The sequence below is a fragment of the Rhizobium sp. A37_96 genome, assembly GCF_053521765.1.
This window is the reverse complement of the sequence record NZ_JBNWDS010000002.1, coordinates 1,060,288-1,079,644: the sequence shown is the minus strand read 5'-3', so window position 1 is coordinate 1,079,644 and position 19,357 is coordinate 1,060,288. Positions and strand designations below refer to the sequence as shown.

Genomic DNA, 19,357 nt, shown 5'->3' with positions numbered 1-19,357 from the left:
GGCACATCGGCTCTCTCGTCACAACAATCCAACCCGGCGAATGCAGCAACTATTTTGCAAACGCAGGATACGCTTCCGTCAAAACATGAAACGCTCTAGTGCCTGTTTTCAGCGGCGGGATGCCGTATGGAACCGAGCCGCCATGATCCTGTCGGCAGCCGGCGCCAAACGGTACCGCCCCTGCCATTCAACCTTTGGCGAGGAGACTCGGTGAAACCGCCGCATCGTCCAACGATGCCACAGCGACCGCCTTCAGCGCAGCCTGCATGAAACCGTCGCGTGCCACAGCGATCTCAATACCGCGCGGCTCATAGACATGACGATGGAGGAAGAAACCGGTCAGGCGGAAAGCGGCCGCGAGGCTTTCCCTATCGGCGGCGGCCATGGCTCCGGCCGCAAGGAAGGACGGCAGCGCCAGCATCTTGTCCGCCCACGGCATGCCGGCGGCCCGGCAGACGGCACGGCCGGATTTCGGCGAAACGAACGCCAGATCCTCCCGCACGCCGGTGGCCGCGCATTCGGTCAAATCGAGGCCGAAGCCGAGATCGTTCAACACGGCAAGCTCGAAGCGCACGAAGAGTTCGCCGGCATCGGCGGGATTTTGCAGGTTCTCCAGGATCACATCGAGCGCATCGTAGAGATGCGGATGCGGATCCCGCTCCGGCAGCAGCCGCAGCAGCGCGGCCATCGCCTGCACGCCATAGACGGAGGTTGCCGTCTCCATCAGCCGCGCAGCCCTGAGCGTGACCGGCTCCATGCGAAATTCGCCGAGATGCTCGTGCAACCTCGCCCGCCACGTCGCTTCGACAAGATTGCCGGCCTGCAGCACCGGCTGCATGGCGCGCGAGCGGCCGGAGCGCACCAGACCCATATGCCGGCCACGGGCGCGCGTCATCACTTCGGCGATAACACTGTTCTCGCCGAGGCGCTTGACGCCGAGGATGATCGCATGGTCCTGCCACTGCATGGGCCGGTTGCCTCGATATGATGTCGCGATTCGAGTTTAGGGCAAATGACCGCGGCTGTCACATGGCGGAAGAGCCGCCAGCCGCCAGTGTCTGGACAAAGAGGCGCATGGCCTGCTCGTCGAAGGGTTTGTTCAAAAGCGGCACATGCCGCAGGTCCGCCGGGAAATCGAGTGTATCGGAGTAGCCGCTGACAAAGCCGAAGGAGATGCCGCGTTCCATCAGCAACCGGGCGAAGCCGAAGCTCGTCGATTCCCCAAGATTAACGTCCAGCATCGCGAAATCATAATGTTCGGAATGAACGGCATTGACCGCCTGTTCCAGATTTGAGGCAATCTCCACCTGCTGAATTCCCACGAGGCGAAGAATTTCCTCAGCCTCCATAGCAATAATGAGATTATCCTCAAGAATAAGGACGCGCTGAAACGTCATATCAACGCCGTCCTTGAATGTGTGCGCCAGCCGGCGCGCCCGGTAAAAAGTCCCACATTTATCCCTCCGGCGCCAATCATCGGCCCGTATTGACTGAATGGTTTTGCCCATCCGTGCTGGCGCGGTCTCTTGCAACATGACCTTGCCTTCCTACCGCTTCGCACTTTTTGCACTGCGGTACTACGGGCTCGTCAGCGTGCTCCAATCGCTTTTGTCGCCGCGGTTAGTAAAAGGTGAAACTGGTAGAAAAGTGACCATGACAATAATCTATGCTGATACAGTTGCTATCAGCATTTAAAAAAGACATGCCGTTTGAATGAAGAGCAGCGCTTAAATGAAGGGGCGCTTGCCCGAATCAAGGCCGTCCCAGCCGGCGAGTTCGGCAAGGCCGTCACCATCCAGAACCTCGCAGCCGCGCTCCTGCCAGAGAAGCAATCCGCGCTCCGCCAGTTTTTTCAATGTCTTATTGGTGTGAACAACCGAGAGACCCAGCGTATCGGCAACATGCTGCTGCGTGATGGGGATGACCTTGCGGCCATTGAACAAATGAAGAGCGCTGGCGCGCTGATGCAGGTAGGCGATCAGATAGGCGGCTCGCTCGACCGCCGAGCGGCGCCCGATGCTGAGAAGATGTTCATCCAGAATCCGTTCCTCGCGCGATGCGATCCAGGTCAGATCGAAGGCAAGAGGCGGGTGGGAATTGTAGAGCGTCATCAGTTCCGTGCGCTCGAACACGCAAAGCGAGATCGGCGAAAGCGCCTCGGTCGAATGCTGCATTTCGCCCATGATAGAGCCCTGCAAACCGATGAGATCGCCCGGCATCACATAATTGAGGATCTGCCGGCGGCCGTCTTCCAGCGTCTTGTAGCGAAAGCCCCAACCGGAGAGGATCGTAAAGAGATGGGCGCTATGCGCGCCCTCGAGGAAGATCGTGGCGCCGGCATCGACAAGAAGTTCACCCTTCTTGAAGCCGCTGATGAAATTCAGCTCGTCGCGATCGAATTCCCGGAAATGCGGCAGAGACCTTAGTGGACAGTGTTGGCACGGCGTGCGCTGCCCATGCATCGTCGCGGTCTTTGCCATGAAACGCTCCCCTGAGTTGCAGCGGCGTGAGCGACATGCCCGATAAACCGCTGCAATATAAAGCGCTCAGGGAAGCAAAGTTCCATTAATGCGGGAAATCCAGCCCCATCTCCCGGAAGCGCTCGGGATCATTTCCCCAGTTCTCGCGAACCTTGATGAAGAGGAAGAGATGCACGGGCTGTTCCAGAATTTCGGAAAGCTCCTTGCGCGAGGCGGTGGAGATCGCCTTGATCGTCTCGCCGCCCTTGCCCAGCGCGATCTTCTTCTGGCTTTCGCGCTCGACATAGATCACCTGCTCGATACGCACCGAGCCATCCTTGCGCTCTTCCCATTTCTCCGTCTCGACATGCGAGGAATAGGGAAGCTCCTGATGGAGCCGCAGAAACAGCTTTTCGCGGGTGATCTCGGCGGCGAGCTGCCGCATCGGCAGGTCCGAGATCTGATCCTCCGGATAGTACCAAGGGCCTTCCGGCAGGGTCCTTGCCAGATAATCCATGACGTCGTCGCAGCCGGAGCCGTTTTCCGCCGAGATCATGAAAGTCTGCTCGAAGGCGATCTTCTCGTTGGCGGCGGCGGCGAGCGCCAGCAAATCCTCGCGGCGAACGCGGTCGATCTTGTTGAGGACGAGGATCTTCGGCTGGGATACTTCCTTCAACCCTTCCAGAATGGCTTCCGCGTCGCCGCGCAAACCACGCTCGCTGTCGATCAGCAGCATGATGAGATCGGCGTCCTTCGCCCCACCCCAGGCCGACGTCACCATGGCGCGGTCGAGGCGGCGGCGCGGCTTGAAGATGCCGGGCGTGTCCATGAAGACGATCTGCGCGTTGTTGTGGATGGCGATGCCACGCACGATCGCGCGCGTCGTCTGCACCTTGTGGCTGACGATCGAAACCTTGGCGCCGACAAGCCGGTTGACCAGCGTCGACTTGCCGGCATTGGTCGGGCCGATGAGGGCCACGAAACCCGAATGGGTCGGGCCGCTATGTTCAACCGCGCCATCTTCGGCGGGCGTGTCTTCTTGATTGGTCATCTTTTCCGTCGTTTCCAGGCAGTTATTTCTCAGTCGACTGAGACTGCCATACACCTTCGCGCTCCAAAATCCGCGTCGCAGCCACCTGTTCGGCCGCACGCTTGGAGCGCTCAATTCCTGTCTCGGGCGCCGTGCCCGCAACTTCCACCGTCACCGTAAAACGCGGATCATGATCCGGTCCGCTGCGATCATCAACCCTGTAGACGGGAGTGACGCCAAATTTCGCATGCGCCCATTCCTGCAACTCCGTCTTGGCGTCGCGTCTTGCACCGTCCGGCCGCACGGCGCGGCGTTCCCAATAGCGCAGGATGAATTGCCGGGCGATTTCGAGCCCGCCGTCCAGATAGAGCGCGGCAATCAGGCTTTCGACGACATCGGCGCGCACGTTGAGCATACGCTTGCCGGTCAGCTTTTTCACATCGGCGCCGGTGCGGATATAGAGGTGCAATTGCATCTCGTCGGCGACTTCGGCACAGGTTTCGGCGCTGACCAGCTGGTTGAGGCGCACCGAAAGCTCGCCTTCCGTCGCCGTGCCGAAGGTCTTGAACAGCAGCTCGGCAATGCAAAGGCCGAGAACCCTGTCACCGAGAAATTCAAGCCGCTCGTAATTTCCCGTTTTGTGGGTGCGGGCGCTGGCATGTGTCAGCGCCCAATCGAGACGCTCTCTCTCGATGAATTCGTAGCCTATCGCAGCCTCAAGCCTGGCACGATCCGCCTGCGAGAGCGTCTGCACCTTCGTCATTCGACAACCTTGAAGATGCGGTCCCAACGCATGTTGGTCGGCCATTTCCAGATTTCACGGAACGACGTGTCGTGACCCAGCGAGAAGAAGATGACGCTGGCGCGGCCGATGAGGTTTTCGGCGGGCACATAGCCCACGTCGAAACGGCTGTCATCGGAGTTGTCGCGATTGTCGCCCATCATGAAGTAGTGATCGGCCGGTACGACGTATTCCTGGGTATTGTCGCCACGGGAATTCGGCGAAAGGTCCAGCGTGTCAAAGATCTTGCCCGTATCCGGCAGACGCTCGCTGTAGACCGGAATATTGTCGCCCGGCTCCTGGCTGTAATCCGACGAGAACGTACCATGCGGCTCGCGCGGAACGGCCTGGCCGTTGATGTAGAGAATGTCGTTCTTGACCTGAATCCGGTCGCCCGGCAGACCGATCACGCGCTTGATGTAATCGACATCCGGATTAGGCGGGAAACGGAATACCACGACATCGCCGCGCTTCGGCTCGCTGCCGAAGATGCGGCCGTTGAACAGATCCGGCGAAAACGGCAGCGAATACTTCGAATAGCCGTAGGCGAACTTGTTGACGAAGATGTAGTCGCCGACGAGAAGCGTCGGCATCATCGAGCCGGACGGAATGGTGAATGGCTGAAAGAGAACCGTGCGGATGATCATGGCCAGGACGAGCGCCTGAACGATGACCTTGATGTTCTCCCACAGGGCGTTCTGCTGTTTTACGGCTTTCTCGGACACGCAGTCTTATTCCTTTTTCGCACCCCACCGGCGCAACTTTCATTCAGGCACTCTCTACTCGCTTCACATCATTGCGGCAATGGCGCGGATGTCAAAAGCGACACATGGCTGTGATTCAGCCGTCTGTCGGCAGTGCCTCGATGATCACAAAAGCCTGAGCAAGAGGAAAATCATCCGTTATCGTCAAATGAATGGCAGCACGGTGATTTGCCGGCAGCATGGAAGCCAATCTTTCGGCGGCGCCACCGGTCAGCTGCATCGTCGGCTTGCCGCTTCGCAAATTGACGACACCCATGTCGCGCCAGAAGACGCCTTGCGCCAGACCTGTGCCCAACGCCTTGGAGCAAGCTTCCTTTGCGGCGAAGCGCTTTGCGTAGGAAGCCGCCTTGTTCTTGCGTCCTTCGGACTTGGCGCGCTCGATATCGGTAAAGCAGCGCTCGGTGAACCGGGCGCCGAACCGTTCGATCGTCTTCTCCACCCGGCGGATATCGATGAGGTCACTGCCTATGCCGATGATCATGGAATGGCCCTCCTGATGGCCCGGACGGCGTCAAGGCCCCGTCAGACGCTGGATGCGTTTTCGGCAAGCGCCAGCCTTTCGCGGGCGCGTTCCATCAGGCGCTCCTTGCGGCGGGTCTTGAAGGTCTTCACGCCATAATAGGTGAGCGCATAGACGATGACGCCGCTGACGATGGCGGGCGGAATGCCGCCGATCAGCATCGGCTTCAAAACCGGGTCCCAAATCTGCAGGAGATCGCCCTTGTGCCACAGCGCCGGCAGATCGATGCCGCCGCCCTGCCCGCCGCTGTCACGCGCGAGGATCAGATGGCCGATTTCCCAGGTGAAAGCCCAGATGAAGGGATAGGTGATGGGATTGCCGGCCGCCAGGCAGCCGAGCGCGGAAGCAATGACATTGCCGCCGATCAGATAGGCGATGATGATCGCCATCACGAAATGCACGCCGATGAAGGGCGTCCACGACACGACGATGCCCGCTGCGAAGCCCGCCGCAACGGAATGCGGCGAAGCGGCAAGGCGAACGAGGCGCTTGCCGAAATATTGGAACGAGCGAACGAAACCCTTGCGGGGCCAAAGGTGCTCCCGCAGTTTTTCGCTGAATGTCAGTGGTTTCCGGCGACGAAATAGCATGCGGCTTATCTAGTGCAATGGGGGCCGCCATGACAAGAGCAGCCAAACGTATCATGCACCTATTAGGAACCGAAAGTACGGCTCTTTTTGGAACGTCGCCTGCTCAGGAGGCAGAAAACGAGGCGTTCTTTCATTTGCGGGAAGCAATCCCGCAGTATCGGGATGCTCCAAGGGCGCAACAACGAAGCGCCCCTCCTGGCCTTGCAAGTATCAGCTGCTATTAACGCTGGCGGAACAGACCGCGGTCGACCTGACGCTGACGATATTCAAGATCAAAACGGTCGTGCGAGCCATTCAGATAAGCCATTTCGCGTTCTTCAACACTCGGAACACGCAAGGCGCGGGCGATTTTCCTGATCGGGGTAAACATTGTCTTCTCTCATCTCTGTTTCGTTTCTTCGATAACCAGAAGATAGGCGCGACAAAGGGTAATTACCACCGCTCTAAAATACACACAGCCATGCGCTGAATGCATATCGATCCGAAAAGCTGCTCTATTCTGGTCATAAAATGATCACAAAATATGCAACCTGCCTCGGATCGATAGCAACGCGAGCGACGGCTCACTCGTAGAGGCGCTTCACGGTCGCGATGCAATCGAGTTCCTTGAGCTGCACCAGAAGCTGGTTGAGCTGACGCAGATCCCAGACTTCGACGTCGAGAGCCATTTCGGTGAAATCGGCAGCGACACGCACGGTATTGAGCACACGGATATTGACATCGACATCCGCGACGCTCTGCGCCACCTTGGCCAGCGTGCCCGGCTCGTTCAATGCGTTGATCAGGATACGCGCGGCAAAACGGGATTTGTTGGCCTCGTCCAGATCCCAGCGCACATCGATCCAGCGCTCCGGCTCGTCATCGAACCGTTGCAGGACCGGCGACTGGATCGGATATATGGTGATGCCCTTGCCCTTTTCCATGATGCCGACGATGCGGTCGCCCGGCACGGCGCCGGTCGGGGCGAAATGCACCTCGACATTAGAGGATATGCCACGGATCGGCGGGGCATCGATATCGCCTCCGTCAGAAACGTCGGCCTTGTTCTTGCCGGGGATCTTGAAGATCATGCCCGACGCGCTGCGGACGTTGAACCAGCCTTCGTCGCCGGCGGGTTTTACGGTCACGCGCTCGTCCTGATGATCGGGGTAGACGGCGCGCAGCACATCGAGCGACGACATCTCCCCCCGGCCGACCGCGGCGATGGCGTCTTCCACGTCCTTCTGGCCGAGGCGGTGCAGCGCCGGCTTCAGGCCATCGCGCGAAAACACCTTGCCGGCGCGCTCGAAGGTGCGCTCCAGAATACGGTGTCCAAGGCCCGCATACTGCTTGCGGATGGCAAGCCGGGTGGCGCGGCGAATGGCGGCGCGCGCCTTGCCCGTTACGACGATCTCTTCCCACGCGGCAGGCGGCACCTGCACGCCCGAACGGATGATCTCGACCTCATCGCCATTGTTCAGCCGGGTTACCAGCGGCATGATGCGGCCGTTGATCTTGGCGCCCACGGTCGTATCGCCGATGTTGGTGTGAACGGCATAGGCAAAGTCGATCGGCGTCGCGCCGCGCGGCAGGGCGATCAGCTTGCCCTTGGGCGTGAAGCAGAAGACCTGATCCTGGAAGAGCTCGAGCTTCGTATGCTCGAGGAATTCTTCCGGGCTGTCGCCTTCGGCCAGCGCCTCGATGGTATGGCGCAGCCATGAATAGGCATTGCTTTCCCGCGACAGCAGCTCGCCGTCACCATTGCCATTGGCATTCATGCCGTCCTTGTAGAGCGTGTGGGCGGCGATGCCGAACTCGGCGATCTCATGCATGCGCTTCGTGCGGATCTGCAGCTCGATGCGCTGGCTGGAAGGACCGACGATCGTCGTGTGCAGGGAGCGATAGTCGTTCTGCTTCGGCGTCGAGATATAGTCCTTGAAGCGACCGGGGACCACGCGCCAACGCGTGTGCACGATGCCGAGCGCCCGATAGCAGGACGGGATATCGTCGACGAGAAGGCGGAAGCCGTAGATATCGGAGAGCTGCTCGAAAGACAGCGATTTCGACTGCATCTTGCGGAAGACCGAATAGGGCTTCTTCAACCGGCCCTTGACCATGGCATTGGCAAGGCCGTTGGCAACAAGCAGATCGCGCAGCTCGGTCTCGATCTTCTTGACAAGGCCCTCGTTGCGTCGGGACAGCTCTTCCAAACGCTTGGTAACGGTGTCGTGCGCCTCGGGATTGATGTGCCGGAAGGAAAGCTCCTCCAGCTCCTCGCGCATGTCCTGCATGCCCATGCGGCCGGCAAGCGGCGCATAGATTTCCATCGTCTCCTCGGAAATGCGGGCGCGCTTTTCCGGCGACATGTGATCGAGCGTACGCATGTTGTGCAGGCGATCGGCGAGCTTGACCAGAAGCACGCGGACGTCATCGGAAATGGCCAGCAGCAGCTTGCGAAGGTTTTCCGCCTGCTTCGCCTTCTTGGTGACGAGATCGAGCTTCTTGATCTTCGTCAGGCCTTCGACCAGGCGACCGATATCCTCGCCGAAGAGCTCATCGATTTCGGCGCGCGTGGCCGTCGTGTCCTCGATCGTATCGTGGAGGAGAGCGACCGCGATGGTCGATTCATCCAGACGCATATCGGTCAGGATGGCAGCAACTTCGAGAGGATGGGAAATATAGGGATCGCCGCTGGCACGTTTCTGCTGGCCATGCTTCTGCATCGCATAGACATAGGCCTTGTTGAGCAGAGCTTCGTTGGCATCGGGCTTGTATTTCTGCACGCGCTCAACAAGCTCGTATTGCCGCATCATTCCAGAGCTACTCCAGCAAAAACAAAAGCGCGCCAGTCATCCGACCGGCGCACGTATTCTGTCATCATATCGCTCCTGCCCGGAGCATCAAGGCCAACGATCAGTAATCGTCGCTTTTTTCCGGCGGAACCAGGCCTTCGATACCGGCCAGAAGCTCCTCTTCCGACATCTGGTCGAAAGTAACGGTTTCCGGCAGATCCTCTTCCTCTTCGCTGGAAGCGGAAGCACCGGCGGCCAGGAGGCTTGCCGGATCCGGCTCCGGCTCATCCACTTCGACATGCTTCTGCAGCGAATGGATCAGATCTTCCTTAAGGTCGTCGGGCGACAGCGTCTCGTCGGCAATTTCGCGCAACGCAACAACCGGGTTCTTGTCGTTGTCGCGATCGATGGTGATCGAGGAGCCCTGAGAGATCAGGCGGGCGCGATGGCTGGCGAGCAACACGAGCTCGAACCGGTTCTCTACTTTATCAATGCAATCTTCTACTGTGACACGGGCCATTGCCTGTCCTTTGCGGTCGTGATGTCGTCGTCATGTCTCGGAGTAGCACGCCGATACAAGCAAACGATGGCAAATTCAAGTTTTTCCTGTTTGAGCGCCTTCGCACCCCGTCTTAGAAGTGTTAAAATTACCCTAGACAAACGGCCGTTTCTACCTGAGATTGCTTGGAATATCCCATTTCGTGCCCTAAATCTTGATTATATGAATAATTCATAAAGTAATACGAATTATTCTGCGGTACCACGCAACGCATTGTTTTATCTGAACTTTGAATGAAATGAATATGTTTTTATAACAGTGGATATGTAAGCGATGTTTGACCCACGCGAGAAAATTGCACTCTTTATAGACGGCGCCAATCTCTACGCTGCATCCAAGAGCCTCGGTTTCGATATCGACTATCGCAAGCTCCTGAAAGCGTTTCAGAAGCGTGGATATCTCCTGCGCGCCTATTACTATACGGCGCTGATAGAGGATCAGGAATATTCCTCGATCCGCCCGTTGATCGACTGGCTCGACTACAACGGCTACAAGGTCGTTACGAAGCCGGCCAAGGAATTCACGGACTCCATGGGGCGCCGCAAGATCAAGGGCAACATGGATATAGAACTGGCGATCGACGCCATGGAGCAATCCGAAACGGTCGATCATCTGGTGATCTTTTCCGGTGACGGCGACTTCACGACGCTCGTGGAGGCCCTTCAGCGCCGCGGACGCAAGGTTTCGGTCATCTCGACCATGGCGACCCAGCCGCCGATGATCGCCGACGACCTGCGCCGTCAGGCCGACCACTTCATCGATCTCGTATCGCTGAAGGCGGAAATCGGCCGCGACGCCTCGGAGCGCCCTGCCCGCGTCGTCGAGACGAGCCATACCGCGGCCGATTCCGACGAGCACTGAGGCCGTTCACAAGCAAGCGCGATGAGATATCGCCGTTGCGCTAGCCATTGTCCTTGAGCAGGCGGCTTTTCTGCCGGTTCCAATCGCGCTCCTTCTCGGATTCGCGCTTGTCATGCAGCTTCTTGCCCTTGGCCAGAGCCAATTCCAGCTTCGCGCGGCCGTTGTCGTTGAAATAGATCTTCAACGGAACCAGCGTCATGCCCTCGCGATTGATCGCCGAACGCAGCCGGCCGATTTCGCGGCTGGAGAGCAAAAGCTTGCGACGGCGGCGCGGTTCATGATTGAAGCGGTTGGCCTGCAGATATTCCGGCAGGTAGGAGTTGATCAGCCAGATCTCGCCATCCTCGTCCGAAGCGTAGGATTCAGCGATGTTGGCCTTGCCTTCGCGCAGCGACTTAACCTCGGTGCCTTTCAGCACGAGTCCCGCTTCATAGGTATCGATGATCTCGTAGTTGAAGCGTGCCTTGCGGTTCTCCGCCACGATCTTGTTCACCACACGCTGGCTGCCTTTGGGTGCCATGATTCTTCTTCTTTTCTTGCATCATTCCGGCGGCAACCAAGAGCCCGCCAAGTTCCTGCCCTCTAAATAGGCGAGACCGCCCTCCTTGTGAAGAGAGCGGTCGGCAGAGTTTCAGCAACAGGCGCGCAATGCCATCAGTTCAGGAGGCCCGCATGCCGCATGGCCGCGTCGATTGCGGCCTCCGTGCCCGGCTCCAGCGTCGACAACAGCGGCGAGCGCACATTGCGGCTCATGCGGCCAAGGCGGGAAAGGCCGTACTTGGCGCCGCAAAGACCCGGCTCCAGGAAGATCGCCTTGTGCAGCGGCATCAGGCGGTCCTGATATTCCAGAGCCTTGGCATAGTCGCCTGCAAGCGTGGCAGCTTGGAATTCGGCAGAAAGGCGCGGCGCGATATTGGCCGTGACCGAGATACAGCCGACGCCGCCGTGGGCGTTGAAGCCGAGCGCCGTCGCATCCTCGCCGGAAAGCTGGCGGAAATCGCTCCCACAGGTGATGCGCTGCTCGGAGACGCGTTCGATCCTGCCGGTGGCATCCTTCACGCCGACGATATTGGCGTGGGCCTTGGCGAGCGCACCCATCGTCTCCGGCGTCATGTCGACCACCGAACGGCCCGGAATGTTGTAGATGTAGATCGGCAGCTTCACGGCTTCCGCGACGGCGGCGAAATGGGCGAAGAGACCCTTCTGCGTCGGCTTGTTGTAGTAGGGCGTGACGACCAGAACCGCATTGGCGCCGACCTTTTCGGCGTGCTGCGCCAGCTCGATCGCCTCGCGCGTATTGTTCGAACCCGCTCCCGCCATGACAGGTACGCGCTTGTTGGCGATCTCGATACAGAGTTCGACGACGCGCTTGTGCTCGTCATGCGACAGGGTCGGAGATTCACCCGTCGTTCCCACGGGTACCAAGCCGCTGCTACCCTCTTTTATCTGCCAATCGACATGCGAGGCGAAAGACGCCTCATCCACCTTGCCGGCGTCAGTAAAGGGTGTAACGAGTGCGGGAATGGATCCCTGGAACATGCAAGTCTCCTAGCGGCGCGGCATTCATGCTTCAGCCGCAATCCATGGTTATGAATCCGCGCACCATAAAGCGCCGGCTTGACGGCGACAAGCACGCTTTGAATGGTAGAGGGCAGTTTCCGATATCATAATTGATTGAAAATCGAACCGCCGGTAAGGTTTCGTTAATATAGCATTTGGCAAATGGGAAGGGCCTGATTGTTTTGTGAGTAGCCGGATGAAGAGACCTGTCATGATCTGGACCGCTGTGGGCTTGGCGGTCGCGTGGGGTGCTGTCGCCTCGCAGCTTCCCGGCCAACTGACATCCACGCGCGCCAGCGCCGACGTCGCCATGGCGACCGACCCGATGAGCACGGCTGCAATTCCGCGCAGCGGAGCCATCGCCCCCGTCAGCGGCGACCTGAAGGCCGGGCTTGACGCGCTTTCCAACAAGAACCCGATGCAGGCGCTCGCCATCCGCAACGGCATGGGCCAAGGCACGCTCGACCGCCATATCCTGACCTGGGCGATCGCCACCTCGGGCCAGCCGGGCATTCCCTCCGGCGAGATTGCCGCCGCCGCCCGGGAACTCGTGGGATGGCCGGGGCTCGGCAGCCTGCGCGCCAATTCCGAGCGGGCGCTCTACAACGAAAATCCGGCGACCGATCAGGTTCTAGCCGCCTTCGGCAACACGCAGCCGGAGACCGTGGAGGGCGCCGTCATCCTCTCCCGTGCCCTCATGGCGCGAGGCTCGTCGGCACAGGCCGGAAAGCTGATCCGCAAGATCTGGCGCAGCGAACCGCTGGACAAGCCGCTCGAAGACAAGATTCTCGCCGAATTCCCGAGCCTGCTTTCGCCCGCCGACCACAAGGCGCGCATGGACTTCCTGCTCTACCGCGACCGGACCGTGCAGGCCAAGCGCTTCGGCGATCTCGGGAAGGCGCAATCGCTCTACAAGGCATGGGCGGCGGTCAACGACCGTTCCCCGAAGGCGGATGCGCTGATATCAGCCGTCGGCGGGCAATGGCGCAAGGATCCCGCCTACCTCTTCATGCAGATCGAAAACCTGCGCCGGCAGAACAGGTATGACGATGCGGCCAATCTTCTGGCGCAAATGCCGCGCGACCGCAGCGTGCTCGTCAGCCCGGGTCAATGGTGGAACGAGCAGCGCATCGTCAGCCGTGGCCTGGTGGACCAGGGTGAATTCAAGGCCGCCTATCGCGTTGTCGATGCCAGCGTCGCGGAAAGCCCGCAGGATGTCGGCGAGGCCGAATTCCATGCCGGCTGGTACGCATTGCGCGGTCTGCAGGACGGTGCGAACGCGGCAACCCATTTCCGCAGAATCCTGCAGGTATCGAACGGGCCGATCTCGCAATCGCGCGGCTGGTACTGGCTCGGCCGCGCCGCCGAGGCTGGCGGTCCGGGCAAGGCTGCCGATTTCTATGCCAAGGCCGCGTCCTACCCAAGCACGTTTTACGGCCAGCTCGCCGCCGAGAAGCTCGGCCGCACTACGCTAAACGTCACCTACCCCTCCCCATCGGCCGACGACCGCCAGCGCTTCCAGGGGCGCGAAGCGGTGCAGGCAATCTCGCGGCTCGAAGCCGCGGGGCATGGCTGGCGTGCCGATGCGCTCTATCGCGCGCTGGCCAAGCAGCTGGAGAGCCCCGGCGAGGTCGCCATGCTGGCCGCTCGCGCCGAGCGCTCCGGCAACCATCAGCTCTCGCTGCAGATCGGCAAGATCGCCTACGGGCGCGGCGTCGATGTCGCGGCACTCGCATTCCCGATCGGCGTCATTCCGGACAATGCCAATATCTCCGGCTCCGGCAAGGCCCTTGCCTACGCCATCGCGCGCCAGGAAAGCGCCTTCAATCCGGCGGCCGTTTCGTCCGCCAATGCGCGCGGCCTGCTGCAACTGCTGCCGAAGACGGCAAAGGCTGTTGCCGGCCGGCACGGCATGGCCTATTCCGCCGACAGGCTGACACAGGACGCCGGCTACAACGCCACGCTCGGCGCCCACTATCTCGGCGAGCAGATCGACACGTTCGGCGGTTCCTATATCCTCACCTTCATCGCCTACAATGCCGGGCCGAACAAGGTGCCGGAATGGATCGGACGCTATGGCGACCCGCGCGGCAAATCGCTCGACGACGTCATCGACTGGATCGAGCGCATCCCCTTCCCCGAAACCCGCAACTATGTGCAGCGGGTCATGGAAAACTATCAGGTCTATAAGGCCCGGCTGGGTCAGAAGACCGACATCGTCCACGATCTGGTGAACGGGCGCGGCTAAGCGCGTCGTTGTCGTAAAGCCGCGATCCAGCTCGCGCGACATGCTTCGGGCGAAACCGCAGTTGTACGGGCTGCGGAAATACCGTTACATCCCCGGTGATATCCGCAGCACGAGGGATGACGCATGCGCAGCGACGACGAAAGCGGTTTCCTGGTCAGGACGATACCGGCCGAGGACGGCTTGAAGCTCTATGTCCGGGATTATGCCGGCAACGAGGCCATCACAGGAACCCGGCCACCCGTCTTCTGCCTCCCGGGGCTGACGCGCAATTCGCGGGACTTTCATCAGCTGGCGATGCTTCTGTCGCAGGATCCTGCAGCCCCGCGCCGGGTGATCACACTCGACGCTCGCGGGCGCGGAGCATCCGAATGGGATGCGGATAAATCCCGCTACAATCTTGTCGTCGAAGCGCAGGACGTCCTGACCGTCTGCGCTGGGCTTGGTGTTCGGCAAGCCATATTCATCGGCACTTCGCGCGGCGGGCTGGTTCTGCACATACTTGCCGCCAGCCGCCCCGACATCCTGAAAGCAGTCGTTCTCAACGACATCGGCCCTGTTCTGGAAAGGGTCGGGCTGGCCGATATTCGCGATTATCTCAACCGTGGCAGAAAACCCGACAACTGGGACGAGGCGGTCGAGATCCTGCGGGAGAATCATGGCGCCGCCTTTACCTCCCTCGGCGACGACGACTGGCAGGATATGGCGCGGGCAATCTATGCCTTTCGCGGCGGCAAACCCGTTGCCGATTACGACCCTGCCATCGCCGCCCAGATGCAGGCGCTGGACCTGGATGCGCCGATTCCCGATCTGTGGCCGCAGTTCCAGGGGTTCCAGGATATTCCGCTGATGGTGATTCGCGGCGAGCATTCGAAGCTGCTGATCGTAGCCACGGTCGATGAGATCGCGACGCGCCATCCGGGCACGGCCGTCAAGACCGCCATGGGGCAAGGGCACGCCCCCATCCTGCATCTCGACGATATTCCGGACGCGATCAGGCACTTCATCTCAGGGCTTTGACGGCAAATATCCGACCGTTCGATGCTTGCCCGAAATGAAAAGGCCCGGTTGGGATACCGGGCCTTTCCTCTCCTGCTCGGAGGTCTGAGCGGGAGATGTGTCGAACTTGGTTCAGCTGCGCGGCTTAGAAGCTGCGCTGGAAGCGGAGGATACCGGCCCACTGATCCTGGTTGACGGAATCGAAGTTGGTGTAGGTGACTTCCGGCTCGATGAGCAGGTTCTTGACCGGGTTGAACTTGAGGTTCGTGGTGGCTTCGAAGATCTTCGAGTCGGTGTAGGCGAGCTGCAGGTTCCACTTCAGCTTGCTGTTGATCGGAACGCCGACGCCGCCCCAGACGGCCCAGTCGCCCCAGCCGCACAGATCGCCGCGGCCAGCCGGGCAAGCCGATGCGTTCAGGTTCGAGCCGGCATACTGGTTCAGCTTCTTGCCGTCGGTGTTGTAGCCGCCCATCAGGAAGGCCGTGAAGGCGCCGAAGTCGGCGTCGATACGAGCCTTGACGGCGCCTTCCTCGACGATCGAGTCATAGCCGCCGACGACCTTGAAGCCGAAGCCGCCGGTCTTGTAGCCGGCACCGGCAACAACGTTCGGAGCGTAGTGGTCAGCCTTCGACTGAACCCAGGCGCCGCCGAAGGACGACGAGTCCGAACCGGAGTTCGAGTCTTCGAGCGAAACCACAGCCGTGAAGCCGTTGCCGGCATCGTAGTTGTAGGTCAGCTGGTTGAGTTCGTACGGGCCGTCCCAGATCACGTCGTCGTTGATGACGTCGCCGGCGTAGCCGGTGTACAGGTTGTACTGGGAGTCCTGCTTACCGACCAGGAAACCGCCGAGGCTGATGTTGGCCCAGAGCAGCTTGGTGGTGGTGGAGCCGCCGTCGTTCCAGTCGAAACGATAGACGGTGTTGGTCTTCAGCGGACCGTATTCGGTGTCGGTCGCGGTGTCGACGCTCAGCTGGGCGCGGGTGTGCCAGTAAGTGCCGCGGTTGCCGCCAGGGCCCGGATTGTAGGCGTTGTACCAGCCGCCTTCGGTACGGACCATGCCGCCGACCTTGAGGCAGGTTTCGGTGCCCGGGATGAAGAAGTAGCCAGCACCATAAGCGTCGCAGATGCGGACGTATTCCAGCGGCTCCGGCTCGGCAGCGACGATCGCGTCAGCCGCGTGAGCACCCGATACTGCTGCCAGCGCAGCAGCGGAGCCGAGAAGAAGGCTCTTGATGTTCATAGTAACTCCAGTTCCAATATCGATTAGGTATGACTATCCACGCCGAGAAAATCGACGCGCCCTACCCCACCTGGTTTTCAAACGTTGACCCCTGATCTGGGAGAACCAAGACATTCAGTCTCGATTCCGATTTGGAACCTACAGATCGTTTTTTTCAGAGCAATATCAGAGATAAAGTATGATCATTTGTGACGGCCATTTCGAAATGTGCGTTGCACAAAAATCACGTCGCAAAACTGTCATATTTCCGACATGCCGGCGGCCGGATTCTACTCGGATCTACTTTCTAAATTGATCTCTATTCATAGAAGAATATTCACGAGGAGATGATTAGCCTCCTAATGACTGCGCTTCTTCTTGCTATATGCAAACACAAAAAGCCCGGCCTAAGCCGGGCTTTCCGTCACCGTAGTGAAATCTAGACTGACCGAAATCAGATCAGATTAGAAGGTGCGCTCGAAGCGGATGATACCAGACCACTGATCCTTGTTGATCGAGTCCCAGTTGGTGTAGGAAACTTCCGGCTCGATGAGCAGGTTCTTGACCGGCTTGAACTTGAGGTTCGTCGTAGCGGCGAAGATCTTGGAGTCGGTGTAAGCGAGCTGGAGGTTCCACTTCAGCTTTTCGTTGACCGGAACGCCAACGCCACCCCACAGAGCCCAGTCACCCCAGCCGATCGGAGCAGCAGAACCGCCACCGTTCGAACCAGCGTACTTGTTCAGCTTGTCGCCGTCGGTGTTCCAGCCGCCCATCAAGAAGGCTTCGACGATACCGAAGTTAGCATCGACGCGAGCCTTGATGGCGCCTTCTTCAACGATGGAGTCGTAACCGCCGACAACCTTGAAGCCGAAGTTGCCAACCTTGTAGCCGAGACCGGCAACAACGTCAGGAGCGTAGTGGTCGGAGCTGTCTTCGCCGTTGACGCCGGTGGCACCCTTGCCAGAGTTGGTGTCTTCGAGCGAGACCACAGCCGTGAAGCCGTTGCCGGCGTCGTAGTTGTAGGTGATCTGGTTCAATTCGTACGGGCCGTCATAGACCACGTCGTCGTTGATGACGTCGCCGGCGTAACCGGTGAATACGTTGAACTGGGAGTCTTCCTTACCAACGGTGAAGCCGCCGAGGCTGATGCTGGCGTGCAGCAGGTTGGTGGAGGTGGCGCCGCCGTCATTCCAGTCCCAACGCAGTTCGGTGTTGGTCTTCAGCGGGCCGTATTCGGTGTCGGTTGCCGTCTGCAGCTGCAGCTCAGCACGGGTGTGCCAGAGCGTGCCGAAACGTGCATCAGGGTTGTAAGGAGTGTACCACTGACCTTCGGTACGAACCTTACCGCCGATCTTGAGGCAGGTTTCCGTGCCCGGGATGAAGAAGTAGCCAGCGCCGTAAGCATCGCAGATGCGAACGTATTCAAGCGGCTCCGGCTCAGCAGCAACTATAGCGTCAGCTGCGTGAGCACCGGAAACTACTGCGAGAGCAGCAGCGGAGCCCAGAAGAAGGCTCTTGATGTTCATATTGACCTCCAGTCAAAGTTTTATATCGAGAATGAGAACTACCCGAAGGTATTCCCTGTCCCATCCTCGCGTTTCAAGAAGTGGACGATCAATCGCCCTCGCTTCCGAGAGTGAAAATACAAGACGTGCACTGTCACGCAATCGACATCTTAACGGAAAGGGGTATTTGCGTGAGCCTTCCGCAATTCCTGTTGCTGAAAGGACACAAGTTGGCGGTGCGGCTGCCGCAAAGATTTAGACTTCATTAAGAAAACCCTTAATCTGCGGGCACTTACTCGGAAGCCTTTCGTGGCGCGAGGCGCATGTGAATAAGCATCGCAATCGCCGATCCGATGCGAATTCCGGATCTTCGCGGCGTTCCACAGGTCATTTCCGGCATTTCAGGCGGCGACTCGAAGCGGTGGGCGCCGACCAGGCGCTCCAGCGACCGTCCCGAATCGAGGCAACCATCCAGCCGATTCCTTCCGGACGATTCGGAACCGATGCGGGCACCGGCCGTCTTCACGGCCTATAGTGAGTATTCCGATGGGAAATCGGGGGTGCCAGACATCGTGGCGGCGGCTGGCAAGTTCATCCCCGAACGGCAAGCATCCGCAGAATACCCGCCCCGATCTGACGGGTGGTCTTTTGCTCGCCACGATCGTTGAGGATATCAAAGCCGATCTCGCTGGCGATATGACGAAGTAATGGCTTGGCCGGCTCGATCTTAGTTTCGCCTTCGAAGACGAGGATCGTGCCGCTCTCATACTGGCGGATATGATAATTTCCGTAGGTTGCTGAAGCGACAATCGGAAGATGTTCGACCGGCTGAGATGGTTTGCGCTGGGATCCAACATAGAAGACCAGCCGGTCGCCCAGTTTGCTGCGGGCTTCCGCGGCGGCGCAATCCAGCAAAGTTTCAACCGAAACTCCGTTGTCCTCGCTCACGTTGATCTTCAAAATAACCACTCTGTCGACGCGATCAAAAGTGTTGGGATTGAAGGTGACGCTGGAACTGGATGTGATGGTTTTCACCGAAACGCGTTCATTGTCGCCACTGATAACGTCATAGCCACGCTGATTCACCTCGAGCGCCATCTGTCCACGCGTCATCACACAGGTGAACAGTTCTCCGATACGACCAGTAAGATGGCCGAGATTCGCAGGGTCCACTCCCCATGCGAGTTCCCGCTCAAACCATGTCAGAGCTTCCGCCAGGGATTGAATGGTCTGTATCTGAGTTAAAGCCATGTTTAGCCGCTTACAATTCGCGCCTTGGGGCAGATCTCACCGGCTTTCGAACTGCATCCGCAATTTGATGATAAAATAATCGGCAGGATCACGATCTTTCCCACAGCGCGCTATCGTCATTCGTAGATAGCGAGAAATAGTCCATCGAAGTGACCGATAGGTAAACGGCGTAGCGCGACAAGCGGACCAGAAGGACCCTTACCCGGATTAGACTTGCTTGGAGCCCGCACTGGTTAAGGGAAG

At 59.3% G+C, this 19,357-nt stretch carries 19 protein-coding genes; 3 read left to right on the top strand and 16 right to left on the bottom strand.

The genetic code is table 11. The features are described 5' to 3' along the window. Positions 1-187: 187 nt before the first annotated feature. The 11 genes from recO to rpoZ all read right to left on the bottom strand — a co-directional run bounded on the left by recO (position 188) and on the right by rpoZ (position 9,435). The gene (gene recO / locus ACQZ6J_RS11770) at positions 188-967 is read right to left on the bottom strand and encodes a DNA repair protein RecO (RefSeq protein ID WP_449084144.1); all 780 of its coding nucleotides are present in this window, start codon (positions 965-967) and stop codon (positions 188-190) included. Between the two features lie 58 nt (positions 968-1,025). Next, entirely contained in the window at positions 1,026-1,535 is a 510-nt protein-coding gene (locus tag ACQZ6J_RS11765) for a response regulator (RefSeq protein WP_449084143.1), read from the bottom strand. A gap of 192 nt (positions 1,536-1,727) precedes the next feature. Continuing rightward, positions 1,728-2,480 carry a Crp/Fnr family transcriptional regulator gene (locus ACQZ6J_RS11760; protein WP_163986296.1) on the bottom strand — a complete coding sequence of 251 codons (753 nt, stop codon included), beginning with the start codon at positions 2,478-2,480 and terminating at the stop codon, positions 1,728-1,730. An 85-nt stretch (positions 2,481-2,565) separates the two neighbouring features. After that, entirely contained in the window at positions 2,566-3,510 is a 945-nt protein-coding gene (era, locus tag ACQZ6J_RS11755; RefSeq protein ID WP_449084142.1) for a GTPase Era, read from the bottom strand. A gap of 22 nt (positions 3,511-3,532) precedes the next feature. Beyond that, the gene (gene rnc, locus ACQZ6J_RS11750; protein ID WP_163986298.1) at positions 3,533-4,252 is read right to left on the bottom strand and encodes a ribonuclease III; all 720 of its coding nucleotides are present in this window, start codon (positions 4,250-4,252) and stop codon (positions 3,533-3,535) included. After that, entirely contained in the window at positions 4,249-4,995 is a 747-nt protein-coding gene (lepB, locus tag ACQZ6J_RS11745) for a signal peptidase I (RefSeq protein WP_163986299.1), read from the bottom strand. The genes rnc and lepB overlap by 4 nt, the downstream gene beginning before the upstream one ends. 115 nt (positions 4,996-5,110) lie before the next feature. Next, positions 5,111-5,515 carry a holo-ACP synthase gene (gene acpS, locus ACQZ6J_RS11740; RefSeq protein WP_449084141.1) on the bottom strand — a complete coding sequence of 135 codons (405 nt, stop codon included), beginning with the start codon at positions 5,513-5,515 and terminating at the stop codon, positions 5,111-5,113. Positions 5,516-5,556: 41 nt separating this feature from the next. Beyond that, positions 5,557-6,144, bottom strand: coding sequence for a DUF2062 domain-containing protein (locus tag ACQZ6J_RS11735; RefSeq protein ID WP_163986301.1), 588 nt, complete (start codon positions 6,142-6,144; stop codon positions 5,557-5,559). 220 nt (positions 6,145-6,364) lie between these two features. Beyond that, a complete protein-coding gene (locus tag ACQZ6J_RS11730; RefSeq protein WP_449084140.1) occupies positions 6,365-6,514 on the bottom strand; it encodes a DUF3563 family protein in 150 nt (49 codons plus the stop codon). A 193-nt stretch (positions 6,515-6,707) separates the two neighbouring features. Continuing rightward, the gene (locus ACQZ6J_RS11725; RefSeq protein ID WP_163986303.1) at positions 6,708-8,936 is read right to left on the bottom strand and encodes a RelA/SpoT family protein; all 2,229 of its coding nucleotides are present in this window, start codon (positions 8,934-8,936) and stop codon (positions 6,708-6,710) included. Between the two features lie 100 nt (positions 8,937-9,036). After that, entirely contained in the window at positions 9,037-9,435 is a 399-nt protein-coding gene (rpoZ, locus tag ACQZ6J_RS11720; protein ID WP_163986304.1) for a DNA-directed RNA polymerase subunit omega, read from the bottom strand. A 312-nt stretch (positions 9,436-9,747) separates the two neighbouring features. Here rpoZ and ACQZ6J_RS11715 point away from each other — a divergent pair, with 312 nt between their 5' ends. After that, positions 9,748-10,335, top strand: a complete 588-nt coding sequence (locus ACQZ6J_RS11715; protein ID WP_163986305.1) for a LabA-like NYN domain-containing protein — start codon at positions 9,748-9,750, stop codon at positions 10,333-10,335. Positions 10,336-10,375: 40 nt separating this feature from the next. Here ACQZ6J_RS11715 and smpB read toward each other — a convergent pair whose 3' ends face one another. Further along, positions 10,376-10,855, bottom strand: coding sequence for an SsrA-binding protein SmpB (smpB, locus tag ACQZ6J_RS11710; protein ID WP_163986306.1), 480 nt, complete (start codon positions 10,853-10,855; stop codon positions 10,376-10,378). 134 nt (positions 10,856-10,989) lie between these two features. Next, positions 10,990-11,874, bottom strand: a complete 885-nt coding sequence (gene dapA / locus ACQZ6J_RS11705; RefSeq protein ID WP_449084139.1) for a 4-hydroxy-tetrahydrodipicolinate synthase — start codon at positions 11,872-11,874, stop codon at positions 10,990-10,992. A 217-nt stretch (positions 11,875-12,091) separates the two neighbouring features. On the opposite strand from dapA, the gene ACQZ6J_RS11700 reads away from it, so the two are divergent. Then, a complete protein-coding gene (locus ACQZ6J_RS11700) occupies positions 12,092-14,143 on the top strand; it encodes a lytic transglycosylase domain-containing protein (RefSeq protein WP_449084138.1) in 2,052 nt (683 codons plus the stop codon). A gap of 123 nt (positions 14,144-14,266) precedes the next feature. Continuing rightward, positions 14,267-15,160, top strand: coding sequence for an alpha/beta fold hydrolase (locus ACQZ6J_RS11695; protein WP_449084137.1), 894 nt, complete (start codon positions 14,267-14,269; stop codon positions 15,158-15,160). A 124-nt stretch (positions 15,161-15,284) separates the two neighbouring features. On the opposite strand, the gene ACQZ6J_RS11690 is transcribed toward ACQZ6J_RS11695, so the two are convergent. The 3 genes from ACQZ6J_RS11690 to ACQZ6J_RS11680 form a co-directional block, all read right to left on the bottom strand. Continuing rightward, positions 15,285-16,379: a porin gene (locus ACQZ6J_RS11690; RefSeq protein ID WP_163995007.1), complete on the bottom strand. Its 1,095-nt coding sequence runs from the start codon at positions 16,377-16,379 to the stop codon at positions 15,285-15,287. A gap of 443 nt (positions 16,380-16,822) precedes the next feature. Then, positions 16,823-17,884 carry a porin gene (locus ACQZ6J_RS11685; protein ID WP_163994427.1) on the bottom strand — a complete coding sequence of 354 codons (1,062 nt, stop codon included), beginning with the start codon at positions 17,882-17,884 and terminating at the stop codon, positions 16,823-16,825. A 570-nt stretch (positions 17,885-18,454) separates the two neighbouring features. After that, complete coding sequence (locus ACQZ6J_RS11680) at positions 18,455-19,114, bottom strand: DUF6998 domain-containing protein (protein WP_449084136.1); 660 nt, start codon at positions 19,112-19,114, stop codon at positions 18,455-18,457. Positions 19,115-19,357: the final 243 nt, after the last annotated feature.